This window comes from uncultured Oceanicoccus sp., assembly GCF_963968385.1.
In the GTDB taxonomy this organism is placed as follows: Bacteria; Pseudomonadota; Gammaproteobacteria; order Pseudomonadales; family Dasaniaceae; genus Oceanicoccus.
The window spans coordinates 22,168-44,467 of record NZ_CAXAHB010000003.1 but is presented as its reverse complement, the minus strand read 5'-3'; the positions used below and the strand labels follow the sequence as shown (position 1 = coordinate 44,467).

Here is a 22,300-nt window from a genome sequence, read left to right as displayed (position 1 = left end):
GCCAGACTAATGACATCTTTAAATTTTGATTTAACTATAAACCTTGCCTATATCGTCTCTGCGGTACTGTTTGTATTCGGACTTAAAAGGTTAAGTTCACCTGCCACAGCGCGCCAAGGTAATTTAATGTCCGCAGCGGGTATGCTAATCGCCATTGTTGTGACTTTGATGAACGAAATTAAACTGCCATGGGAAAATATTATTGCCGGTTTAATTATTGGTGGGTTGATTGGTGCCGTTGCTGCACGCAAAGTTGAAATGACCGGTATGCCAGAACTTGTGGCGCTATTTAACGGTTTTGGCGGTGCGTCCAGTTTGTTGGTTGGTCTAGTAGCAGTATTCGCTACAGCCAACTCTACATTCACCAGTATCACTATTATCGTTTCTATCTTGATTGGTGGCGTAACCCTAACCGGTAGCTTGATTGCTTACGGCAAATTAAGTGAAAGATTGCCTAGTAAAGCGATCCAATTTACGGGACAACAAATCTTTAATGGCGCACTAGTGATTGCCATTATTGTTTCTGCTGTCCTGTTTATTCAAAACCCAAGTGCTGATAGTCAGTGGCTATATGCGGTTATCGGCTTATCACTGGTCCTAGGTATTATGATCACCATCCCTATCGGTGGTGCTGATATGCCAGTGGTTATCGCGCTACTGAACTCTTATTCAGGATTAGCGGCTTGTGCGGCAGGTTTTGTACTGAATAATAACCTGTTGATCGTATCGGGTTCTCTGGTAGGTGCCAGTGGTTTAATTCTGACCAATATCATGTGCAAGGCAATGAACCGTTCATTAAATAATGTTCTGTTCAGCGGCTTTGGTGCAGCCAAAGTCTCTAGCGCAAAAATCGAAGGTGAAGTTAAACCTATCTCGGCCGATGATGCTTTCTTGATTCTTGAAGCGGCACAAAACGTTGCTATCGTACCCGGTTACGGTATGGCCGTGGCGCAAGCACAGCACGTTGTTCGTGAGCTATCAGATCATCTGGAAGAAAATGGCTGTGACGTTAAGTTCGCTATTCACCCGGTTGCGGGTCGTATGCCAGGCCATATGAACGTACTATTGGCGGAAGCTAACGTGCCTTATGACCAGTTAGTTGAGATGGACGATATCAATCCGCAGATGAGCAATATGGATGTAGCCATTGTTATCGGTGCTAACGATGTTGTTAACCCCGCCGCTAACGAAGATGAAGGCAGCCCACTTTACGGCATGCCGGTTATCAATGTTAATGAGGCCCGTACAGTCTTCGTATTGAAGCGTTCTATGGGCTCGGGCTTCTCTGGTGTAGATAACCCACTATTCTTTGGTGACAATACAAGAATGCTGTTTGGCGACGCCAAGGAATCGATTTCACATATTGTGGGTGAGTTTAAAGGATAATCTGACGCTAGATACCGCGCAGTAATCGGTAAGTTATCTTTAAAACCTATCAAAAGACATCTTTTGGCTCAAGATCAAACCTCTTTTGGTTCCAATCAAACCAAGAGGGGAAAGGTTTTTCGATAACAAACCGTTATCAGTATTTATGATGTTCTGCGCAACATTGTCCATACTTTAGCCGCCGGCCCCGACAAGGCATACAACACAAAACCGGCCAATAGAATCTTTGCGGGGTCGAGCATCACCAGACCAAACACCAAGATGATAAGGATCATCATCACAAAAGGAACACGACCACGAAGGTCTAAACCCTTAAAGCTATGGTATGGCACATTGAGAATCATCAAAAAGCCAACTAGAGCGGTTATTAATCCAGCAGCCGCAGCCAAGTTATGGGACACATCACTACCAACATAACCTATATCATGACAAACCCATATAGTCCCTGCGATAACAGCCGCTGCCGCAGGACTGGCCAGACCTGAAAAATAATGTTTATCTGCAGAATCAATTTGCGTATTAAAACGCGCTAAACGCAAAGCTGCACAAGCTATATAGATAAAAGAACAGGTCCAGCCAAACTTGCCAAGATCGGATAGCGCCCAGCTAAACATCACCAAAGCAGGCGCCGCTCCAAACGACACCATATCTGCCAAGCTATCGTACTCGGCGCCAAATTTACTTTGGGTATTGGTTAAACGCGCGACACGACCATCCAGACCATCGAAAATCATCGCCACAAGAATCGCAATCGCGGCTGCATCAAATTGGCCATTAATGCCAGCAATAATCGCATAGTAACCGGAAAACAACGCCGCTGTAGTAAATAGGTTAGGTAACAGATAAATACCACGACGACGGATAGTTTTACCGTCAACCGATACTTCCTCTTCATGCTCGTCAATCAGGATTAGTGATTCAGAGGACGTTTCCGGCTGCTCTACGGCAGACTCTGGCTTGTCAGCAGAAACATCACGCAACCGGGCTGCGGGGTCATTTGGCTTATCATTCATAATCGGGTCATCTTTAAGGACAGCTTTAATGCCGCCCATAATAAATTAAAAATCGCTGCGGTACGATGCTTTTGCACATTCCCAGAAGGCTTTAACCAGCGGATTTTCCAAACGCTGGGCTGAAGCGCCTAAACCGACGGCAAAGGGTGCCAGCGGTGGCTGGATATCGACTATCTGCACCTTATCCTTTAATGGACTGTTAACCAGCACCAATTCAGGCACAACACCAACACCCAAACCCAAACCGACCATACTCACAATAGCTTCATGACCACTCACCTGCGCATAGATATCAGGCTTGATACCTTGCGAGCGAAACCATTGATCCAAACGGGTTCTGGCCAGACCCCGCTCGGAGACAATAAACGGGATATCCTGCCAGTTGATCGGTGCCGAGCTATCCTGATATTGTTTTATCGTGCTTTCAACAGCGCAATGAATAACCGGGTAAATAAAAAGTAACGGTGAATGAGTCAGGGTCTGGAACTGGATTTTGGCGGGCAATTTATCGGGTCTGGCCGCAATAGCGACATCATCTTGGCCGCTCATTAGATGTTCGATAGCATCGGCCTGATCGCCAGTGCGCAACTTAATATCAATATCGGGGTAGCGGGCCCTAAAGGGTTCCAATAGATCTGACAGCACACTATAAGCGGCTGTTACTGAGCAATAAACACTAATTTCACCAGTTAAACTCTCGCTATCACGCCGCACAACTTCCATAAATGAGCGCCACTGCGCCAAAGTCTGGCGGGCATAAGATTGAAATTGGCGACCCGCTTCTGTCAGCCTGACGCTTCTATTATCCCGCTCCAGTAAGCGCTGCCCTACTTCCTGCTCTATTTTCTTCAAGCCTCGACTAACCGCTGAGGCACTCATATGCAATGCATCACCGGTTTGGCTGAAATGTAAGTTCTCTGACAGCGTCAGAAATAGCGCCAAATCCTTAGTGTCCATAACAAAACTCATACTTGAATTAATATTGCATATTTTGCATCACTGTATAGCAAATACATCATTTTACGCAACAGTCTTTTTTCTATATAGTTGCGCGCACTGAATTTTGAATGGTGCTTAGCACTAAAGCTTGACCCTCGACTTTATCAAGGAGCTATTTTATGGGCCAAAATTATTTCAATACCCTTCCGTTGCGTTTACAACTGGAAGAACTCGCCAAATGCCGTTTTATGGACCGCGAAGAATTCGCCAACGGCTGTGACTATATTAAAGACAAGAAAATCGTGATTGTTGGCTGTGGTGCACAGGGTTTAAATCAGGGTTTGAACCTGCGTGACTCTGGCCTAGATGTATCCTACACGCTTCGCGCTATCGCCATTGAAGAACAGCGTCAGTCTTGGAAAAACGCCACAGAAAACGGTTTTACTGTGGGGACTTATGAAGAACTAATCCCACAAGCGGATATCGTGATGAACCTAACTCCCGATAAGCAGCATACTGATGTAGTTAACACTATCATGCCTTTAATGAAACAAGGCGCCACTCTGGACTATGCGCACGGTTTCAATCTGGTTGAAGAAGGTATGCAGGTTCGTGAAGACTTAACCGTTGTTATGTGCTGCCCTAAATGCCCGGGCTCTGAAGTCCGCGCTGAATATGTACGTGGCTTTGGTGTGCCGACACTGATCGCCGTTCACCGTGAAAACGATCCTAATGGCGATGGCCTTGATATTGCCAAAGCATTGGCCAGTGGTACTGGTGGTGATCGTGCCGGTGTGCTGGAGTCTTCTCCTATTGCCGAAGTTAAATCTGATTTAATGGGTGAGCAAACCATCCTTTGCGGCATGTTACAGACTGGCTCTATTCTCTGTTTTGACAAGATGGTTGAGCAGGGTATTGACGCTGGCTATGCGTCAAAACTGATTCAGTACGGCTGGGAAACGGTGACTGAAGGTTTGAAAATGGGCGGCATCACTAACATGATGGATCGTCTATCAAACCCTGCCAAAATTAAAGCCTATGATTTGGCCGAGGAACTTAAAGACATTATGCGTCCTTTATACCAGAAGCATCAGGACGATATTATGTCTGGTCACTTCTCTGAGACCATGATGGATGACTGGGCTGCTGACGATAAGAACCTGTTGGGCTGGCGTGCAGCCACCGCTGAAACCGCGTTTGAAAAGTCCACCAATACCGATCAGACCATTGCCGAGCAGGAATTTTACGACAACGGTATTTTAATGGTCGCTATGGTTAAAGCCGGTGTTGAGTTAGCGTTTGAAACCATGGTTGATGCGGGCATTAAAGAAGAGTCTGCTTATTATGAGTCTCTGCATGAAACGCCACTGATTGCTAACACCATTGCTCGCAAGAAGTTGTACGAAATGAACGTGGTTATTTCTGATACAGCTGAGTACGGCTGTTACTTGTTTGATCATGCTTGTAAGCCGTTACTGGCAGACTTTATGCAGAAGATTAGTACCGATGTTATTGGTAAAGGTCTGGACCTTAAAGATAACGGTGTCGACAATCAGGAATTGGTGGCTATTAATGCCGAGATTCGCAACCATCCGGTTGAAGTAATTGGCACTCAGCTTCGCGGTTATATGACGGCGATGCAGAAAATTGTTTAAGCCATAACACGAAACAAAAAAGGCCAGTCAATGACTGGCCTTTTTTATGCTCGCAATGCTAGCGTTAAGTATGAACCCAGCGATTAGCGGTAATAAATGTACTGAAGTCATTAAATTTGACGCCGTTTTTCACCATCACTTTATGCGCAACGCTGGATACCATCTGGCGAATATAAAACGGCTGCCCCACCACAAAATGATGAATGGCATGGGTGCTGCCAAAGTTAAAGCAAAACAAATGCAGCGGCGCAAAGAACCAGGGCTTAAGAATTTGTGTCTGCTGGATTAAATTATCAACACCACCGTAATAATGCATGGCTGAAGTCACAAAGTTTAGCGAGCCTGAGCGAATAAAGTTGGGCGCGATGACTGCCACAACCAGAAAGTTAACTAGATCCATACCTTGAAGTAACCAGGCAGGATAAGCAATCTCTGCGCCCCAGAAATAATCAAAACCATGAAAGCCAAGAAAAATATAGAAAATTGCAAAATATAGCACTGCAAAGGGGAAGGCTGCAGACAGTACTTCACGGACCGAGAAATGATCAATATCTTTTTTCAACACATGGCGGCGCGCCAACATCCCTAATAAACCATCAAACATCACCAGAAAACGCATAAAACCATAAGCAATACCATTGCCGACCAAACGCTCTTCCATATCTTTTTCCGTACCTGAGACTTTGTGATGCAGAAAATGCATATTGCGGCGATACCATGGGCTGACTGTGTTGGGTCGCATCACCCAAACCACTAGCATCATTAAGTTATGCATAAATTTATTTTTTCGGAAATACTGACGATGAATCAGGTCATGCTCTAACTCATGAGATAAAGAGGCAAATATAGCTGCCGACACAATACACAACCAGGCAGGAATAGCATCGATATAATACAAATAGCCACCACCAACCATGCCGCTCAACGACAACAGCATAATGGCAAATCCAATCCAATCCTGATATTGCAGGATGCTGTATTTTTCTCGCAAGCGCTGCTCTTCAGCCTTAATCGTAGTGACGATATCAGCAATACGCTGCTCTACTGAAAGAGCCACTGAAGGGTCGGGAAACTTCATATAATGACTGATTCCAAGGTTATGGGTTATTTAAACGCCGAGTATTAATTGGGCGTGTGCAATCCAAGTCTTTATATACTTAGGACTTTTTCACCTCTGGCGATACCCGATACACCACTGCGAACCACTTCCATAATAGCCGTATCATCGATCGACTCTAAAAAGGCATCGAGCTTATCCGATGTACCAGCAATTTGAATGGTATAAACCGCAGGGCCTACATCCACAATCTGACCACGGAAAATATCCGTACAGCGTTTAATTTCAGCGCGTTGAGCGCCGGTGGCTCTGGTTTTCACCATCATCAATTCGCGCTCTATATGGGCACCTTCTGTCAGATCCACCAGTTTAACCACATCAATCAAACGGTTTAAGTGCTTGGTGATCTGCTCAATGGTCTGGTCATCACCTAAGGTAGTTAGTGTTAAGCGTGACAGGGTGGCATCTTCTGTCGGCGCCACATTCAAGCTCTCAATATTGTAACCACGCTGTGAAAATAAACCAACAACACGGCTTAGAGCGCCCGGTTCGTTTTCTAATAATACTGAAATAATATGTCGCATTATGTTCTCTCCGTTTTGCTCAAAAACATATCTCGCATAGAGCCGTTGGGGGCAATTTGCATTGGGTAGACATGCTCGTGACGATCAACGTAGACATCCAAAAATACTAATCGATCTTTTAATTTAAAGGCTTCATCCATGGCATCATCAAGGTCTTCAAACTTTTCAACACGAATACCGACATGACCGTAAGCCTCCATCAATTTTACAAAATCTGGCAACGATTCTTCGTAATCACTTGACGAATAGCGACCGGCATATTGCATATCTTGCCACTGCTTAACCATCCCTAAATAACCATTATTCAGGTTGACAATTTTAACGGGCGCACCATATTGCGAACAGGTTGATAGCTCCTGAATATTCATTTGAATAGAGCCCTCACCCGTAACACAGGCAACATCAGCGTCAGGGAAAGCCATCTTAACGCCCATAGCGGCAGGCAGACCAAAGCCCATAGTGCCCAGCCCACCAGAGTTAATCCAACGGCGAGGCTTATCAAATTTATAAAACTGTGCCGCAAACATTTGATGCTGACCTACGTCCGAGGTGATATAGGCATCGCCGTTCGTTGCACGATATAAGGATTCAATCACCTGCTGTGGCTTAATCAAGCCACTATCTGTTTCGTAACGCGGTGCTGTCCATAAGCCATGGGCATCACGCCATTCATTGATCTGTTTCCACCAGCTGTCGAGCGCATTGGTATCCGGCAGCGAGTTATCGGCGGCGCGCATATCACGCACCTGCGCCAACATATCTTTTAGTACTACATCAACAGGACCGACAATAGGAATATCAGCGGTTACCGTTTTAGAGATAGACGCGGGATCAATATCAACATGAATAATTTTTGCCGTTGGGCAAAACTTACTGATAGTGTTAGTAACACGATCATCAAAACGCGCGCCCACGGCTAAAATAACATCACTGTGGTGCATAGCATTGTTGGCTTCAACAAAGCCGTGCATGCCCAACATACCGAGAAACTGCTTATCGGTAGCAGGATAAGCGCCCAAGCCCATCAGCGTATTGGTGACAGGATAATTAAGCTCACGGGCCAATTCGGTTAATAGCTCACTACCATTGCCTTGAACCACACCACCACCGGTATAGATAACGGGGCGCTTGGCACTTAACAATAGCTGCATCGCTTTTTTAATTTGACCAGCATGCCCGCGAGTCGCTGGCGTATACGAACGCAGCTGCATTTTTTCCGGATAAACGTAGGGATATTTATCCGTAGGATTAGTAATGTCCTTGGGGATATCAATAACCACAGGACCAGGTCGACCACTGGCGGCCAAGTAGAAGGCCTTTTTAATGGTTTCTGGAATGGTTTTGGCGTCCTTAATCAGGTAGCTATGCTTAACGATAGGACGGGAGATGCCGACCATATCGGTCTCCTGAAAGGCATCACCACCAATCAAGTGACTTTGCACCTGACCGGAAATAACAACCATAGGAATGGAGTCCATATAGGCAGTAGCAATACCGGTAATGGCATTGGTAGCACCGGGACCGGAAGTCACCAACACAACGCCGGGCTTACCGGTAGCACGGGCATAGGCATCGGCAGCGTGGGTAGCCGCCTGTTCATGCCGCACGAGAACATGGGGAACTTTGCTCGACTTAAACAGAGCATCATATATATGTAAAACCGAACCACCAGGGTAGCCGAAGATAAATTCAACACCTTCGTCTTCCAGTGAGCGAACAACCATTTCGCCGCCAGATAACATTTCCACGGAGCTATACCTCTAATAAACAGAGTCGCAAAACTGCGATTCTGGATCAGTGTCAAAAAACTATGAGATAAAGTAAGTCCGAAGCTGAATGCTTACTGGAATATACAAACCTCACAACCAAAGTCAGTGTCTCCCAAGCTGGGACACCACTAAACCGATAAGAGCGAAAGTGCCCATATGACAATGACAAAAGGTCTTGTCAGGCACTGTCACAACACAGGTCGTGTGTCTGCAGAGTGAAGGGAGCGTCCCACAGTCAATACCGGTAAGTAGAGACTCGACGCTAATATCAGCTACCGGTAAGTAACAGATATCGGCCATCAACATTAAGGCCTAATTTTGAATGAAGATTGAACAATGTCAACTATTTGTCAGCGAACACTGCAATTTATCGCTAAAAATCATCGATTTTCGGCCAAAATCGGCAATATTTACCTTTTGAGACCGGTTTTCTTTGCCAAAAAGCCGAAAACACCTAGTGGCTATGAAATTCTAGATGCTCTTGGTTAGCACTCAACTCGGCCCGAATCACATCCCCCGGCATAAACTTACCCTGCAAAATATCTTCAGCCAGTGGGTTCTCGACATATTGCTGAATAGCGCGCCTCAAAGGACGAGCCCCGTAAACAGGGTCAAAGCCCACATGGGTCAGCTTATCCATCACATCATCACTTAATTCAATATTCAGCTCACGTTCCGACAGGCGTGTGCGAAGTAAATCAATTTGAATGTTGGCAATACCGCGGATCTGCGCTTTGCTCAGAGGATGAAATACCACGGCCTCATCAATACGGTTAATAAATTCAGGCCGGAAGTGACCACCGACAACATTCATCACAGACTCTTTCATCGCCTCGTAATTTTCTTCGTTGGCCAATGTTTGAATGAAATCAGAACCCAGATTAGAGGTCATAACGATAACGGTATTGCTAAAATCCACCGTACGGCCCTGACCATCAGTGAGACGACCATCTTCTAAAACTTGCAACAGGATATTAAACACATCCGGATGAGCCTTCTCAACTTCGTCCAGCAGAAGTAGGGAGTATGGGCGACGGCGTACCGCCTCTGTCAGGTAACCACCCTCTTCATAGCCGACATAACCGGGCGGTGCGCCGATTAAACGGGCGACTGCATGCTTTTCCATAAATTCGGACATATCAATACGCACCATCGCATCTTCGCTATCAAATAAAAAGGTGGCTAGTGATTTACATAATTCCGTTTTACCGACACCCGTTGGCCCCAAGAATAAAAAGGAACCATTTGGGCGATTTGGATCAGACAAACCTGCCCGTGAGCGTCTTACCGCATTGGCAACAGCGGTCACTGCTTCGTCTTGGCCGATAACTTTGTTACGCAGCGACGCCTCCATTTGCAGAAGCTTGTCTCGCTCGCCTTCTAACATTTTAGCAACAGGAATACCGGTCCAGCGCGATACAACTTCGGCCACTTCCTCATCGGTCACTTTGTTACGCAACAAGGTCATTTCGATCACTTCTGTTTGGCCAGCTATCGCTAGGCTTTTTTCTAGCTCAGGAATAACCCCATACTGTAATTCAGACATACGGGTTAAATCGCCAGAGCGACGAGCGGACTCCAAATCCAGACGCGCCTGCTCCAAATCACTTTTAATTTTTTGCGAGCCATGCAAGGCGGCTTTTTCTGCCTTCCAGATGTCTTCTAAATCTGCCAATTCGCGCTCGGCCTTTTCGATATCTTTGGCTAGCAGATCCAACTGTTTTTTAGCGGCAGTATCGGTATCTTTTTTCACCGCTTCACGCTGAATTTTTAATTGAATCAAACGGCGTTCTAAACGATCCATATCTTCTGGCTTGGAATCTATTTCCATCCGGATACGACTACCCGCTTCATCGATTAAGTCAATGGCTTTATCCGGAAGCTGGCGATCAGTGATATAACGCTGTGACAGTTTGGCGGCGGCAATGATTGCAGAGTCAGTGATATCGACGCCATGGTGAACTTCATAGCGCTCCTTTAAACCACGCAAAATGGCAATAGTGTCTTCTTCGTTAGGCTCTTCAACCATCACTTTTTGAAAGCGACGCTCCAGCGCTGCATCTTTTTCAAGATACTGCCGATATTCATCTAGCGTAGTAGCACCGACGCAGTGTAATTCTCCGCGCGCCAAAGCGGGTTTAAGCATATTGCCGGCATCAAGCGCGCCATCTGATTTTCCGGCACCCACCATGGTGTGCAACTCATCAATAAATAAAATAATGCGCCCTTCTTGTTTGGATAACTCATTGAGCACAGACTTTAGCCGTTCTTCAAATTCACCACGGAATTTGGCGCCCGCTAATAGCGCGCCCAAATCCAATGATAATAAGCGCTTGTCTTTTAACCCCTCGGGGACTTCGCCATTAATAATCCGCTGCGCCAAACCTTCAACGATAGCGGTTTTACCGACCCCAGGCTCACCGATTAATACCGGATTATTTTTAGTGCGGCGTTGCAATACTTGGACGGTACGACGAATTTCATCGTCACGACCAATCACCGGATCAAGCTTACCCGCTTCGGCACGAGCCGTAAGGTCGATAGTGTATTTATCCAATGCCTGACGATTCTCTTCAGCAGAGGGGTCATTAATCGCCTCACCACCGCGAATACTTTCAATAGCCTTGATAAATGATGCTTGATTAACACCGGCATCAATCAACAATTGGCTAACTGAACTATTAGCCTCCAGCATCGCCTGTACCACGACTTCTGAGGAAAGATAGGCATCATTATTTTTTTGTGACAATTTATCGGCAAGGTTGAGTACGCGGCCCAAATCATTAGACAACTGAATATCACCGGCACTGCCAGTGACCGTAGGTAGGGCTGCTATATGCTGGTTAACTGCTTCGCGCAAGCGCGGGATATTAGCGCCTGCCTGCGAAAGCAAGGGCCTTACTGAACCATTTTTCTGTTCAACCAAGGCGGATAATAAATGCAGCGGGTCAATGGCATTATTATCTTTACCCAACGCCAGTGATTGAGCGTCAGATAATGCCAGCTGTAGTTGATTAGTCAGGCGGTCCATACGCATTATTTATTACCTATAATTATTTAATACCTGTTTAGTTTCCAGCGTTAAGGTTAAACATACTGACTTAGTAAGGCCGATTTTACATAATTCAAGTTGGACGTTTATAAATGAGTGTTGCCATACGGCCAGTTTGACCATCGCGGCGATAGGAATAAAAACGCTGGCTATCTTCAAAACAGCAAAGGTTGCCGCCATAGATATTGGCAATACCCAAGGCATTGAGTCGAATACGAGCCAGTTGATACAGGTCAGCGAAGTAATGACCTTCGTGCTGTCTATTAGGCTGAAAGGCCCGATAAACTTTGTCTTGGTCTTTCGTCTCAAAGGCTGCTAAAAACTGCTGCAGCACTTCTTCACCCACCTCAAAATTAGCCTGGCTTATGGCCGGACCCAACCACACCATCAGCTCGTTTCCCGCTGCGCTAAATGCCGCAACGGTATTATCAATAACACCACCGGCCAAACCACGCCAACCGGCATGAGCTGCAGCCACTTGATAACCATATTTATCGCAGACAAGCAGCGGTAGACAATCGGCGGTCATCACTGCACAGGCTAAAGCTGGTTCTGCCGTCATGCTGGCATCAGCATCAGGACAGATTTCTGCGCCGGCCGTGACCACCTTTGCGCTGTGAATTTGGTTTAGCCATTGGATTTTTTGTAAACCTTCACAATGGTTTAATAAGGTTTGCCGATTAGCTTCAACGCTTACTGCCTTATCATCGACATGGCTAGCCACATTAAAACGATTAAAAGGAGCCGAGCTAACACCGCCAATACGGGTTGTAGTTAACGCAACAATATTGTCCGGTGCGGGCCAATCCGGTGTAATCAGCTGTAGCCCTGACATTAGCTATCTTCCCGTTCCAACAGAGCCAACAGCTCAACGATATCGTCAGCCAAAGGAACTTCCCAACTAATCTCTTCTTCAGTCGAAGGATGAATCAAGGATAGGCGACGAGCATGCAGTGCCTGCCGGCCAAAGTTCCTAAGACCCTGAATTAATGCTTCACTAGCCGCCTTGGGAAGACGGGGACGACCGGCATAGAGCGGATCGCCAACTAAGGGATGTTTGATATGCGCCATATGTACGCGGATTTGATGGGTACGGCCAGTCTCTAGCATACAGCGCAGATGGCAGTGATTAGCAAAGCGTTTCAACAAACGGTAATGGGTAATAGCCTCTTTACCTCCTAAAGTTACTACCGCCATTTTTACTCGCTGTTTGGCATGGCGGCCAATATCAGCTTCTACTTTACCGCCACCGGTCATACTGCCAAATACTACCGCCTCATATTCCCGACTAACCGTCCGATCCTGCAGTTGATTGACCAAGTGGTTTTGCGCGGCCAAGGTTTTCGCCACCACCATCAAACCACTGGTATCTTTATCCAGACGGTGAACAATACCGGCTCTGGGTACACTGGCAAGATCCGGATCATGCGCCAGCAAGGCGTTAAGCAAGGTACCGCTAGCATGACCTGCAGCAGGATGAACAACCAGACCCGCTGGCTTATTAATCACTAGCAGGGCTTGATCTTCATAGACGATATCCAGCGCAATATCCTCAGCCTGCCAACGGTCTTCGTCTGCCGCGACTGCCTTTAGCTGTAAGATGTCACCGGCAATAAGCTTTTCACGCGTTTTTTTTGCCTGACCATTAACAGTCAGCTCGCCGCTTTTAATCCAGATTTGCAGCCGTGCACGGGAATAATCTGGAAATAGCTGGGCAGCGATCTGGTCAAAGCGGCTACCGCTAAGCTCATCAGGTACCTCGGCGATTAGTTCTATTGTCTCTGCCATTGAATTTCCCATCAGGATGACTTTATGCCTACCGGCGGCTGTGGTTAAATGGAGCTCGCAGATAAGGGGATTTTATGGGCACTGATTACCCATAATCCGGTCTAATTTGGCCCTATTGTATATGAATGCTTGGAAACCGTTGAATGAACATACTTGTAAAACCACATTTTCTTTTTAAATTACTGCTTATTGGTGTTTTTTTGAGCCTTATCGCCTGCTCCTCTGACGATCAATTGCCACAAAACCCGACTGAAAAACAACTCTATGAGCAAGCGCAGCAGAATCTTAAAGATGAGAGCTTTCAATTGGCGGTTAAAAACCTTCAGTTGTTAGAAACTCGCTACCCCTTTGGCCCTTATGCTGAACAAGCACAACTTGAAATTATTTACGCCCATTACCGCAATTTTGAAGCGGAAGCTGCCGTTGCTGCGGCCGATCGTTTTATCCGCTTGCACCCTCAGCATCCCAATGTGGACTACGCTTATTATATTAAGGGCTTGGCCAACTATGCCGAGGGCGAAGGCTTTTTAGATCGCTTTTTACCCACCGATATGACTATGCGTGACCCCGGCCCTGCATTACAGTCGTTTGAGGATTTCGGCCAGCTACTCTACCGCTACCCTGATAGCAACTATGCCGCCGATGCCAAAGCCCGCATGGTCTATCTGCGTGCCCGTCTGGCACGCTATGAAATTAATGTCGCCAACTATTACTTTAAACGCGGAGCTTATCTGGCCGCGGCTAACCGTGGTCGTTATGTGGTTGAAAATTTTCCTCAGACACCGGCAAACGCTGATGCCTTGGCAGTGATGGTTCAGGCCTATCAACTATTAGGCATGAATGACTTGGCTGATGATTCACTGGCGGTACTGAAAAAAAACTTCCCTGACCATCCTTCGATTGATAAAAACGGGCAATTTATTGATAAGTTTACCGTTGCTGCCCATGAACGCTCTTTTATCAACAAAGTATCTTTTGGTTTATTTGATCAAAGCCAACCGCCTAAATTTGATAACCGAGCTGAATATCTGATTCGCTAATCACTGTTTAAAAGCACTATTGGACTGAAATTTAACCATGAACAGAACTACCATACTTCAGGAAATGCGGGTTTTACCTGATATAGATGTCGACTTTGAAATTAGCCGCCGGGTAGACTTTATTAAAAACACTTTACTCACTAGTGGCGTTAAAAATCTGGTGTTGGGTATCAGCGGCGGTATAGATTCCGCGACCACTGGTCGACTGGCGCAACTTGCAGTCAACCAACTTAATCAACAAGCCGGTGATAATAACTATCAATTTATTGCGGTAAGACTACCCTACGATGTGCAACAGGACGAAGCCGATGCGCAAACATCGATTCAATTTATTCAACCCTCACGCCATATTACGGTGAATGTAAAACCCGGCGCGGATGCTATTCACGATGAAGTGCTTAGCGCATTAATCGCCGACAATACCAGCCCTTCTGATACCCGTAGCGATTTTTCCAAAGGTAATGTTAAAGCCCGAACGCGTATGGTCGTGCAATATGATATCGCTGGTTTACTGGGCGCCTTAGTTTTAGGTACCGATCATTCTGCAGAGAACATTACCGGCTTCTTTACCAAATGGGGTGATGGCGCCTGTGATCTGGCTCCGCTATTTGGACTCAGTAAACGTCAAGTGAGACAAATAGCCAAACATATGGGGGCACCACAGGGATTGGTCGATAAAACCCCAACCGCTGATCTGGAATCGCTATCGCCACAAAAAGCTGACGAAAAGGTTTTGGGCGTGACATACGATCAACTGGATGATTACCTCGAGGGCAAACCGGTTAGTGATGATATTGCCGCACATATCGAAGGTATTTACGCCAAAACCCAACATAAACGTTTACCCATCCCTACCATTTATGATTAACGTGACATCATTGAGGCAATAGCCTGCACTTATACTCAAGGACGAGATCAGTAGCACTGACGGCAATATATGAACTTAGTAACCAAGGATGGCCAGCTTAATCAGCAAATCAATTTTGCCGTATTAACGGTATATCCGGTTTACCGCCCACCATCTGACCTGGTTTTATTAACAATCTTTCTGCTGTCCAGCGAATTATTTCTAACAGGAAAAATAAAACCCGCATCATTAAATTCACAACTCGCTTCCAGACTTTTAAGACGCAACACTCCGTCCCTGAAAGGATAATTTTGAACAATGGCTACAGTTGCAACGATAGAATGTAATAAACAGACCCAACTGTTAGGCGACTCCTCCACTATTGCCGCTTTACGCAAGCAAATCATCAAGCTCTCACATAGCCAAGCGCCTGTTTATATCAGCGGAGAATCCGGTAGCGGCAAAGAGGTGGTTGCCCGACTGATTCATAGCAACGGGCCAAGAAGCAACAATAATTTTGTGGCTGTTAACTGTGGCGCCATTCCTTTGGAACTGATGGAAAGTGAGTTCTTTGGCCATATTAAGGGTAGCTTTACTGGCGCCGTAAACAATAAACAAGGTTTATTCGAAGCAGCCCATGGCGGCACCCTGTTTTTAGATGAAGTGGCGGATTTACCACTGGCCATGCAGGTAAAATTATTACGCGCGATTCAGGAAAAGGTTATTCGCAAGGTGGGCTCCAATAAAGAACAGTCTATCGATGTACGTATTCTAAGCGCCACTCATAAAAATCTTTACCAAGAGGTTAATCATCAACGTTTTCGAAACGATCTGTTTTACCGCATTAATGTGATTGAATTACAAGTGCCATCGCTGCGCGAACGTAAAGAAGATATTGCACTACTGGCAGATTTCTTTCTCGAAAAACTATCTAAACAGTGGCAACTGGAAAAACCTATGCTCTCAGTGCAAGCGCTTGCCGCCCTCAACAGCTACCCGTTCCCCGGCAATGTTAGAGAGTTGGAAAACAAATTGGAAAGAGCTTTTACCCTCTGCGAAGGTAATAAGATTGATGTAGAAGATTTGCAACTGCCTGTAGTTAGTCCGGCTATTGCATCATTGGCTAACGTAACATCTGCCACACTTTTAACAGATGGCCCGCCTGGGGATCTAGATGGTTATCTTGCGGCGATTGAAAAAGACGCCTTAGTGATGGCATTAGAAAAAACCCGCTGGAATAAAACAGGCGCCGCTGAATTGTTGGGTATTTCTTTTCGGCAAATACGCTATCGAATCAAAAAACTAGGCCTAAGGAACAAAACGTAACTCTTTGGGCAAGGAGAAAGTGATATTCTCTTTTGCACCCTGCATTTCCTCGGGCGGCTGGGCACCGTATTGACAGAGCCCCTCAATCACCTGCCTGACCAGTACTTCTGGCGCAGAGGCACCTGCAGTAATACCGACGGTCTTTTTTTCCTGCAGCCATTTAGGATCAATATCCTCGGCGGTATCGATCAAATAAGACTCGGTTCCCATGCGCTCAGCCAACTCTCGCAAACGATTGGAATTGGAACTATTGGGCGAACCCACCACCAATAATAAATCACAGTTTTGCGCCAATTGTTTTACCGCATCCTGCCGGTTCTGGGTGGCATAGCAAATATCATCCTTGCGCGGACCGCTGATATGGGGGAATCTGGCCCTCAGGGCATTAATCACTTGAGCAGTATCATCGACCGATAAGGTAGTTTGGGTAACATAAGACAAGGTTTCAGGATGGTTAACCGCTAACGTATTCACCTGATCGACGTCCTCAACCAAATAAATGTCTCCACCTTGACTATGATCATACTGTCCCATGGTACCCTCAACCTCGGGATGACCTTTATGACCAATTAACACACACTCCTGACCTTCCTGCGAAAATTTCGTCACCTCCATATGCACCTTGGTGACCAATGGGCAGGTAGCATCAAAGACTTTTAAACCGCGCTTTTTGGCCTCATCCTGCACCGCCAAAGACACACCATGAGCACTGAAAATAACAATGGTATCGTCGGGCACTTCGTCTAACTCTTCAACAAAGACAGCGCCACGAGCGCGTAAATCATCTACCACAAATTTATTATGCACCACTTCATGGCGCACATAGATAGGGGCACCAAAGACTTCCAGAGCACGATTGACAATTTCAATCGCCCGATCAACACCCGCACAAAAACCTCTGGGATTGGCTAGTTTAATTTGGATTGCACTCATCAATGACTATTCTCTCAACAACGATCTAACTGTCAGCGTTGATTTGTACGTCAATAATATCAACATCAAACTGAATATCCTTACCCGCCAAGGGATGATTAAAGTCTACAGTAACCGTATCGCCTTCAATCGACTTTATCACCCCGGGCAGTTCAGATTGGCTAGCATCGGCAAAGGAGATCACCAGACCTTCAGCCAGCACCAAGTCAGCTGAAAAATCCGTGCGTGCAAAACGTTGCACATTACTGGGATTGGGTTGACCAAAACCCTCTTCGGGCAAAACTGTATAACTACCCTGTTGACCTTTTTTCATACCATGAATTTTTTTTTCAAAGCCCTCTAGCAAATTGCCATCACCAATCACAAAAGTGGCAGCTTCTCTGTCAAAGGTAGAGTCAATGACCGATCCGTCATCCAATTTTAGGGAGAAATGCAAAGTGACTTTTGAATTGGTACCAATAGAGATATCGCTCATAATTTTTATACTGTATCTATTATTTCTGAAAGGGTTAAGCGGCTTTATCGCCAGAGCCTGTATCATTTTTATGATGCTCGGGGTTAAAAACGATATCAAGGATCATCAAGCCTGCACCGATACTAATAGCCATATCCGCAACATTAAAGGTCGGAAAATACCAGGTCTGATAATGAATAGAAATAAAATCCACCACATAACCCAACACTATTCGATCCCACAAATTACCGATAGCTCCACCCAGAATACAGGACAGACTGGCAATCATTAATGTTTGACTGGAGCGCAAACGAACTAACCAAACAACTAAAACAAGACTAACAACCGCCGACACGATGGTAAAAAACCAACGCTGCCAACCACCGGCATCGGCCAGAAAACTAAACGCCGCGCCAGTATTATGCTGTAGAGTCAAATCAAAAACCGGCAATATTTCAACCGGTAGGCCGTAGCTAAGCTCAGCGCTAGCCATATATTTAGTCCACTGATCAACGGCAATAATCATAACCGCGGCCAATAAACCAAGACTGTTAGAACGATTTAAACGCATACTATTCTAAGCAAACCGACGCTGTTCGCCAGCACCTTCAACATTATCGATACAGCGCCCACAGAGCTCTTTATGCTCAGCATGGGCACCAACATCTTCACGATGATGCCAGCAACGAGCACATTTGGCATGGGCACTTTGTGCCACTGCAATTTCCAAACCTTCAACTTCCGTTGCTACCGCGGAGGACGATGCTGCCAATGGCTTAATTTCGGCTGTTGAGGTAATCAAAGCAAAACGCAGTTCCGTGTCCAATTTTTCTAACTGGGCAGCCAAGTCGTTGCTGCAGTAAAGAGTGACTTCTGCCTCGAGACTACCACCAATCACCCCCTCGCCTCGCTTTGCTTCCAGCTCTTTATTGACCGCAGTTTTAACCGCCATCACTTTTTGCCAATAAGCGTCACCGAATTCCTCGTCATCACTTAGCGTGGTTAAGCCGTCATACCACTGGGCCAGAAAGACCGACTCTTCTTTTTCACCGGGAATATATTGCCATAATTCATCAGCAGTAAAACTGGTGATCGGGGCAATCCAACGCACCATGGCACGAATAATATGATACAGCGCCGTCTGCGCAGAGCGGCGAGGCAAACTATCTTCTTTCGTGGTGTATTGGCGATCTTTAATAATATCCAGATAAAAGCCACCCAACTCAAGCACACAAAAATTATGCAGCTTTTGATAGATCAAATGAAATTGATAGGATTCAAAAGCTTCAATAATTTCTTGTTGCAAACGGGCTGCAGCATCAACGGCCCAGCGATCCAGCGCCAGCATATTGTCGTTGGCCACCAAGTGCTCAGCGGGTTCAAAGCCATGCATATTGGACAATAAGAAACGAGCGGTATTACGAATTCGACGATAGGAATCTGCCGTGCGTTTAAAGTTCTCGTCACTAACGGTCATTTCATTGCGGTAATCGGTGGCGGCAACCCACAAACGTAAAATATCCGCACCCATGGTGTTCATTACCGTTTGTGGCGCGATGGTATTGCCAATTGACTTGGACATTTTTCGCCCTTCAGTATCGACGGTAAAGCCATGGGTTAATACTTGTTTATACGGCGCACGACCATTCACTGCCACAGAAGTTAATAACGATGACTGGAACCAACCGCGGTGCTGATCGGAACCTTCCATATATAAATCAGCCGGTGAACATAAGCCATCGCGACGATCCAGTACGGAAGCATGAGTAACGCCAGAATCAAACCATACATCCAGTGTGTCAGTGACTTTTTCGTAGTTATCCGCATCATCACCGAGCAATTCTGCAGCATCCATATCAAACCAAGCATCAATACCTTTTTGCTCAACACGAACAGCCACTTCTTCAACCAAACGCTGGGTTTCAGGGTGTAGCTCTGCGGTTTCTTTGTGGATAAACAGCGTGATGGGAACACCCCAAGTGCGCTGTCTGGAAACACACCAATCAGGTCGATCGTTGATCATAGCGTCAATACGCGCTTTACCCCACCCCGGCATCCACTCGGTTTTTTCTACCTCAGCTAAGGCTTGATTTAATAGACCGTTTTGATCCATGGAGATAAACCACTGCGGTGTTGCCCTGAAAATAATTGGTGTCTTATGACGCCAGCAATGTGGATAGCTATGCTCAAAATCTTCATGATGCAATAAAGCACCACGCTGCTGCAGGGTTTCAACAATGGCGCCATTAGCCTTAAGCACATGCTGCCCGGCAAAGAGTTCGGTATCCGGTAAATAAACACCATTTGAACCCACGGGGTTATACACATCCAAGCCATATGCCTGACCTACATTAAAGTCATCCACACCATGACCGGGAGCTGTATGGACTGCACCGGTACCGGCTTCAGTGGTAACGTGGTCAGCTAGGATAATCGGAGACTGACGATCATAAAACGGATGTTGTAGTGGTTGGTGCTCTAACACTGCGCCTTTGCAACGACCTACGATAGCAAAAGATTCAATACCAATCCGCGCCATCACACGCTGATGAAGGTCTTCAGCGAGTAAAATGTTTTTCTGCTGACCCTGCTGACTAAACGCTACTAACACATAGTCAAAATCAGGGTGAAGACTAACTGCCAAGTTGGCTGGTAGCGTCCACGGCGTTGTGGTCCAGATCGCAACAGCCACACTGCCTTCGATATCATCACTGGCTCCACAGGCCGCCAGCACTTCACTACGATTAACCACATCAAAAGTAACATCAATCGCTACCGAGACCTTATCTTTGTATTCAACCTCTGCTTCTGCCAAAGCAGAGCCACAGTCCATACACCAATGCACCGGCTTAAAGCCTTTTTGCAGATGACCGTTTTCAGCAATTTTACCGAGGGTGCGAATAATGTCGGCTTCGTTTTGGAAGTTCATAGTCAGATATGGGTTTTCCCAATCGCCTAATACACCAAGACGAATAAAGTCTTTCTTCTGACCATTGACCTGCTTTTGTGCGTATTCACGGCATTTGGTTCGAAACACTGAAGGCTCAACTTTAACGCCAGCCTTGCCTACTTTTTTCTCAACATTAAGCTCAATCGGTAGACCGTGACAATCCCAGCCCGGCACATATGGCGCATCAAACCCATTCATAGTTTTGGATTTTATAATCATATCTTTAATGATTTTATTAACCGCGTGACCAATATGAATATCGCCATTGGCATATGGAGGACCATCATGCAGAATAAATTGCGGCCGACCACTGCTGGCCTGGCGAATTTTTTCGTATAAACCCTCTTCCTGCCAACGCTTTAACATTTGTGGCTCGCGCTGGGCAAGGTTCGCTTTCATTGGGAAGGCGGTCTTGGGAAGGTTCAGGGTGCTTTTATAATCACTCATACCGGTTTAATCTACCTAACTACGTATCTTGTTTATGTCTCTTGTTTATGTCTAAACCGGCGCCGATAAATACTGGCGACCGATCTTGATATCTTTGTGGATTTGTTGCTTTAATTGATCAACGGCATCAAACTTTTTTTCATCCCGAATTTTTTTACGAAAAATCACTTTGATTTTTTTGCCATAAATATCTTTATCAAAATCCAGTATATGCACTTCCAAAATCGCTTTTAAACTATCATCAACCGTGGGCCTTGAACCGACATTGGCAACACCGAACAGGGTTTGCTGGTCTATTTCAACCTCCACCGCATACACGCCGGACATTGGCGCACGCAACCGGCAAAGATCAATATTCGCAGTCGGTGCATCTAATTGCCGACCTAGTTGCTGCCCCATAATCACTCGACCGGCAATGCTATAGGGCTGACCCAATAATATTTCAGCTAATTCAAAATCGCTTTGTTCAAGCGCCATACGGATGCGGGTACTACTCACCCGGTCATCTTTAATTTTTAATGTAGAAGTCGCTACCACATCAAAACCATGAACACAGCCTTGTGATTTCAGTAAGTCAAAATCACCATCGCGATTACGACCAAAACGCAAATCATCACCGACGATGATATAACGCGCACCCAAACCCTCTACAAAGACCTTATGGATAAACTCTTTAGCACCCATCTCCTTAAAGCTTGCTGTAAATCGAATGCGTAATACTCGATCAATTCCCAGCGCTTTAAAAGCCTGAAACTTTTCTCTAAAACTCATCAGGCGAGCCGGCGCCTGCAAAGGGGCGAAATATTCTCTGGGTAATGGCTCAAATACAACGACGGTCGTTGGCAAATCAAGCTCTCTACCCTTGGCAATCAGCTGCTGCAATACCGCTTGATGGCCATGATGGACACCATCAAAAGCACCAATGGTAGTGACACACCCTTGATGTTTGGGACGCAGATTATGCAGGCCGCGAATAAGCTCCATGGAGTAATATCTTTCAATAGTGCTAAGTAGTGCTGCTAAGTAGTGTTAAGGGGGCTGTAAGGCCCAAAATAGCGCG

The 22,300-nt window shown here is 45.9% G+C and carries 17 protein-coding genes and 1 pseudogene; 5 read left to right on the top strand and 13 right to left on the bottom strand.

Features of this window, described 5'->3' with window-relative positions; genetic code table 11:
• Positions 1 to 9 precede the first annotated feature (9 nt).
• Positions 10 to 1,386 (top strand): NAD(P)(+) transhydrogenase (Re/Si-specific) subunit beta, encoded by a 1,377-nt coding sequence (locus AACP44_RS00790; protein WP_339338032.1) that lies wholly within the window; start codon positions 10 to 12, stop codon positions 1,384 to 1,386.
• A 143-nt stretch (positions 1,387 to 1,529) separates the two neighbouring features.
• On the opposite strand, the gene pssA is transcribed toward AACP44_RS00790, so the two are convergent.
• Both pssA and ilvY read right to left on the bottom strand, forming a co-directional pair.
• Entirely contained in the window at positions 1,530 to 2,399 is an 870-nt protein-coding gene (pssA, locus tag AACP44_RS00785) for a CDP-diacylglycerol--serine O-phosphatidyltransferase (RefSeq protein WP_339338030.1), read from the bottom strand.
• Positions 2,400 to 2,444: 45 nt separating this feature from the next.
• Positions 2,445 to 3,356, bottom strand: a complete 912-nt coding sequence (ilvY, locus tag AACP44_RS00780; protein ID WP_339338028.1) for an HTH-type transcriptional activator IlvY — start codon at positions 3,354 to 3,356, stop codon at positions 2,445 to 2,447.
• 161 nt (positions 3,357 to 3,517) lie between these two features.
• On the opposite strand from ilvY, the gene ilvC reads away from it, so the two are divergent.
• Complete coding sequence (gene ilvC / locus AACP44_RS00775; RefSeq protein ID WP_339338026.1) at positions 3,518 to 4,993, top strand: ketol-acid reductoisomerase; 1,476 nt, start codon at positions 3,518 to 3,520, stop codon at positions 4,991 to 4,993.
• Positions 4,994 to 5,057: 64 nt separating this feature from the next.
• On the opposite strand, the gene AACP44_RS00770 is transcribed toward ilvC, so the two are convergent.
• From AACP44_RS00770 to rluD, 6 genes are all read right to left on the bottom strand, one after another.
• Positions 5,058 to 6,071 (bottom strand): fatty acid desaturase, encoded by a 1,014-nt coding sequence (locus AACP44_RS00770; protein ID WP_339338024.1) that lies wholly within the window; start codon positions 6,069 to 6,071, stop codon positions 5,058 to 5,060.
• Positions 6,072 to 6,142: 71 nt separating this feature from the next.
• Positions 6,143 to 6,634, bottom strand: coding sequence for an acetolactate synthase small subunit (gene ilvN, locus AACP44_RS00765; RefSeq protein ID WP_339338022.1), 492 nt, complete (start codon positions 6,632 to 6,634; stop codon positions 6,143 to 6,145).
• Positions 6,634 to 8,382 carry an acetolactate synthase 3 large subunit gene (locus AACP44_RS00760; protein WP_339338020.1) on the bottom strand — a complete coding sequence of 583 codons (1,749 nt, stop codon included), beginning with the start codon at positions 8,380 to 8,382 and terminating at the stop codon, positions 6,634 to 6,636. The genes ilvN and AACP44_RS00760 overlap by 1 nt, the downstream gene beginning before the upstream one ends.
• Before the next feature lie 475 nt (positions 8,383 to 8,857).
• Positions 8,858 to 11,440: an ATP-dependent chaperone ClpB gene (gene clpB, locus AACP44_RS00755; protein ID WP_339338018.1), complete on the bottom strand. Its 2,583-nt coding sequence runs from the start codon at positions 11,438 to 11,440 to the stop codon at positions 8,858 to 8,860.
• A gap of 88 nt (positions 11,441 to 11,528) precedes the next feature.
• The gene (gene pgeF, locus AACP44_RS00750) at positions 11,529 to 12,290 is read right to left on the bottom strand and encodes a peptidoglycan editing factor PgeF (RefSeq protein ID WP_339338016.1); all 762 of its coding nucleotides are present in this window, start codon (positions 12,288 to 12,290) and stop codon (positions 11,529 to 11,531) included.
• Positions 12,290 to 13,243 (bottom strand): 23S rRNA pseudouridine(1911/1915/1917) synthase RluD, encoded by a 954-nt coding sequence (gene rluD, locus AACP44_RS00745; RefSeq protein ID WP_339338014.1) that lies wholly within the window; start codon positions 13,241 to 13,243, stop codon positions 12,290 to 12,292. Before rluD ends, pgeF begins: the two co-directional genes overlap by 1 nt.
• A gap of 143 nt (positions 13,244 to 13,386) precedes the next feature.
• On the opposite strand from rluD, the gene AACP44_RS00740 reads away from it, so the two are divergent.
• The 3 genes and pseudogenes from AACP44_RS00740 to AACP44_RS00730 form a co-directional block, all read left to right on the top strand.
• Positions 13,387 to 14,283: an outer membrane protein assembly factor BamD gene (locus AACP44_RS00740; RefSeq protein WP_339338012.1), complete on the top strand. Its 897-nt coding sequence runs from the start codon at positions 13,387 to 13,389 to the stop codon at positions 14,281 to 14,283.
• A 37-nt stretch (positions 14,284 to 14,320) separates the two neighbouring features.
• Positions 14,321 to 15,151, top strand: a complete 831-nt coding sequence (gene nadE, locus AACP44_RS00735) for an ammonia-dependent NAD(+) synthetase (protein WP_339338010.1) — start codon at positions 14,321 to 14,323, stop codon at positions 15,149 to 15,151.
• 336 nt (positions 15,152 to 15,487) lie between these two features.
• A pseudogene (locus AACP44_RS00730) lies at positions 15,488 to 16,456 on the top strand (sigma-54 dependent transcriptional regulator); the annotation flags it as partial.
• Here the strand turns inward: AACP44_RS00730 and ispH are convergent.
• Genes ispH through ribF form a run of 5 tightly spaced genes read right to left on the bottom strand, consistent with a single transcriptional unit; the run spans position 16,439 to position 22,224 of the window.
• On the bottom strand, positions 16,439 to 17,380 hold the full coding sequence (gene ispH, locus AACP44_RS00725) for a 4-hydroxy-3-methylbut-2-enyl diphosphate reductase (RefSeq protein ID WP_339338059.1): 942 nt from the start codon (positions 17,378 to 17,380) through the stop codon (positions 16,439 to 16,441). The pseudogene AACP44_RS00730 and the gene ispH sit on opposite strands and share 18 nt — an antisense overlap.
• Positions 17,381 to 17,414: 34 nt before the next feature.
• Entirely contained in the window at positions 17,415 to 17,864 is a 450-nt protein-coding gene (gene fkpB / locus AACP44_RS00720) for an FKBP-type peptidyl-prolyl cis-trans isomerase (protein WP_339338008.1), read from the bottom strand.
• Positions 17,865 to 17,898: 34 nt separating this feature from the next.
• A complete protein-coding gene (lspA, locus tag AACP44_RS00715) occupies positions 17,899 to 18,414 on the bottom strand; it encodes a signal peptidase II (RefSeq protein ID WP_339338006.1) in 516 nt (171 codons plus the stop codon).
• Positions 18,415 to 18,420: 6 nt separating this feature from the next.
• The gene (gene ileS / locus AACP44_RS00710) at positions 18,421 to 21,240 is read right to left on the bottom strand and encodes an isoleucine--tRNA ligase (protein WP_339338004.1); all 2,820 of its coding nucleotides are present in this window, start codon (positions 21,238 to 21,240) and stop codon (positions 18,421 to 18,423) included.
• Between the two features lie 51 nt (positions 21,241 to 21,291).
• A complete protein-coding gene (gene ribF, locus AACP44_RS00705; RefSeq protein ID WP_339338002.1) occupies positions 21,292 to 22,224 on the bottom strand; it encodes a bifunctional riboflavin kinase/FAD synthetase in 933 nt (310 codons plus the stop codon).
• Positions 22,225 to 22,300 lie beyond the last annotated feature (76 nt).

Bases quoted from the DNA above. Each gene is read 5' to 3' on its own strand.
- AACP44_RS00790 (WP_339338032.1), top strand. From the start codon at position 10: ATGACATCTTTAAATTTTGATTTAACTATAAACCTTGCCTATATCGTC.
- pssA (WP_339338030.1), bottom strand. From the start codon at position 2,399: ATGAATGATAAGCCAAATGACCCCGCAGCCCGGTTGCGTGATGTTTCT.
- ilvY (WP_339338028.1), bottom strand. From the start codon at position 3,356: ATGGACACTAAGGATTTGGCGCTATTTCTGACGCTGTCAGAGAACTTA.
- ilvC (WP_339338026.1), top strand. From the start codon at position 3,518: ATGGGCCAAAATTATTTCAATACCCTTCCGTTGCGTTTACAACTGGAA.
- AACP44_RS00770 (WP_339338024.1), bottom strand. From the start codon at position 6,071: ATGAAGTTTCCCGACCCTTCAGTGGCTCTTTCAGTAGAGCAGCGTATT.
- ilvN (WP_339338022.1), bottom strand. From the start codon at position 6,634: ATGCGACATATTATTTCAGTATTATTAGAAAACGAACCGGGCGCTCTA.
- clpB (WP_339338018.1), bottom strand. From the start codon at position 11,440: ATGCGTATGGACCGCCTGACTAATCAACTACAGCTGGCATTATCTGAC.
- pgeF (WP_339338016.1), bottom strand. From the start codon at position 12,290: ATGTCAGGGCTACAGCTGATTACACCGGATTGGCCCGCACCGGACAAT.
- rluD (WP_339338014.1), bottom strand. From the start codon at position 13,243: ATGGCAGAGACAATAGAACTAATCGCCGAGGTACCTGATGAGCTTAGC.
- AACP44_RS00740 (WP_339338012.1), top strand. From the start codon at position 13,387: ATGAACATACTTGTAAAACCACATTTTCTTTTTAAATTACTGCTTATT.
- nadE (WP_339338010.1), top strand. From the start codon at position 14,321: ATGAACAGAACTACCATACTTCAGGAAATGCGGGTTTTACCTGATATA.
- fkpB (WP_339338008.1), bottom strand. From the start codon at position 17,864: ATGAGCGATATCTCTATTGGTACCAATTCAAAAGTCACTTTGCATTTC.
- lspA (WP_339338006.1), bottom strand. From the start codon at position 18,414: ATGCGTTTAAATCGTTCTAACAGTCTTGGTTTATTGGCCGCGGTTATG.
- ileS (WP_339338004.1), bottom strand. From the start codon at position 21,240: ATGAGTGATTATAAAAGCACCCTGAACCTTCCCAAGACCGCCTTCCCA.
- ribF (WP_339338002.1), bottom strand. From the start codon at position 22,224: ATGGAGCTTATTCGCGGCCTGCATAATCTGCGTCCCAAACATCAAGGG.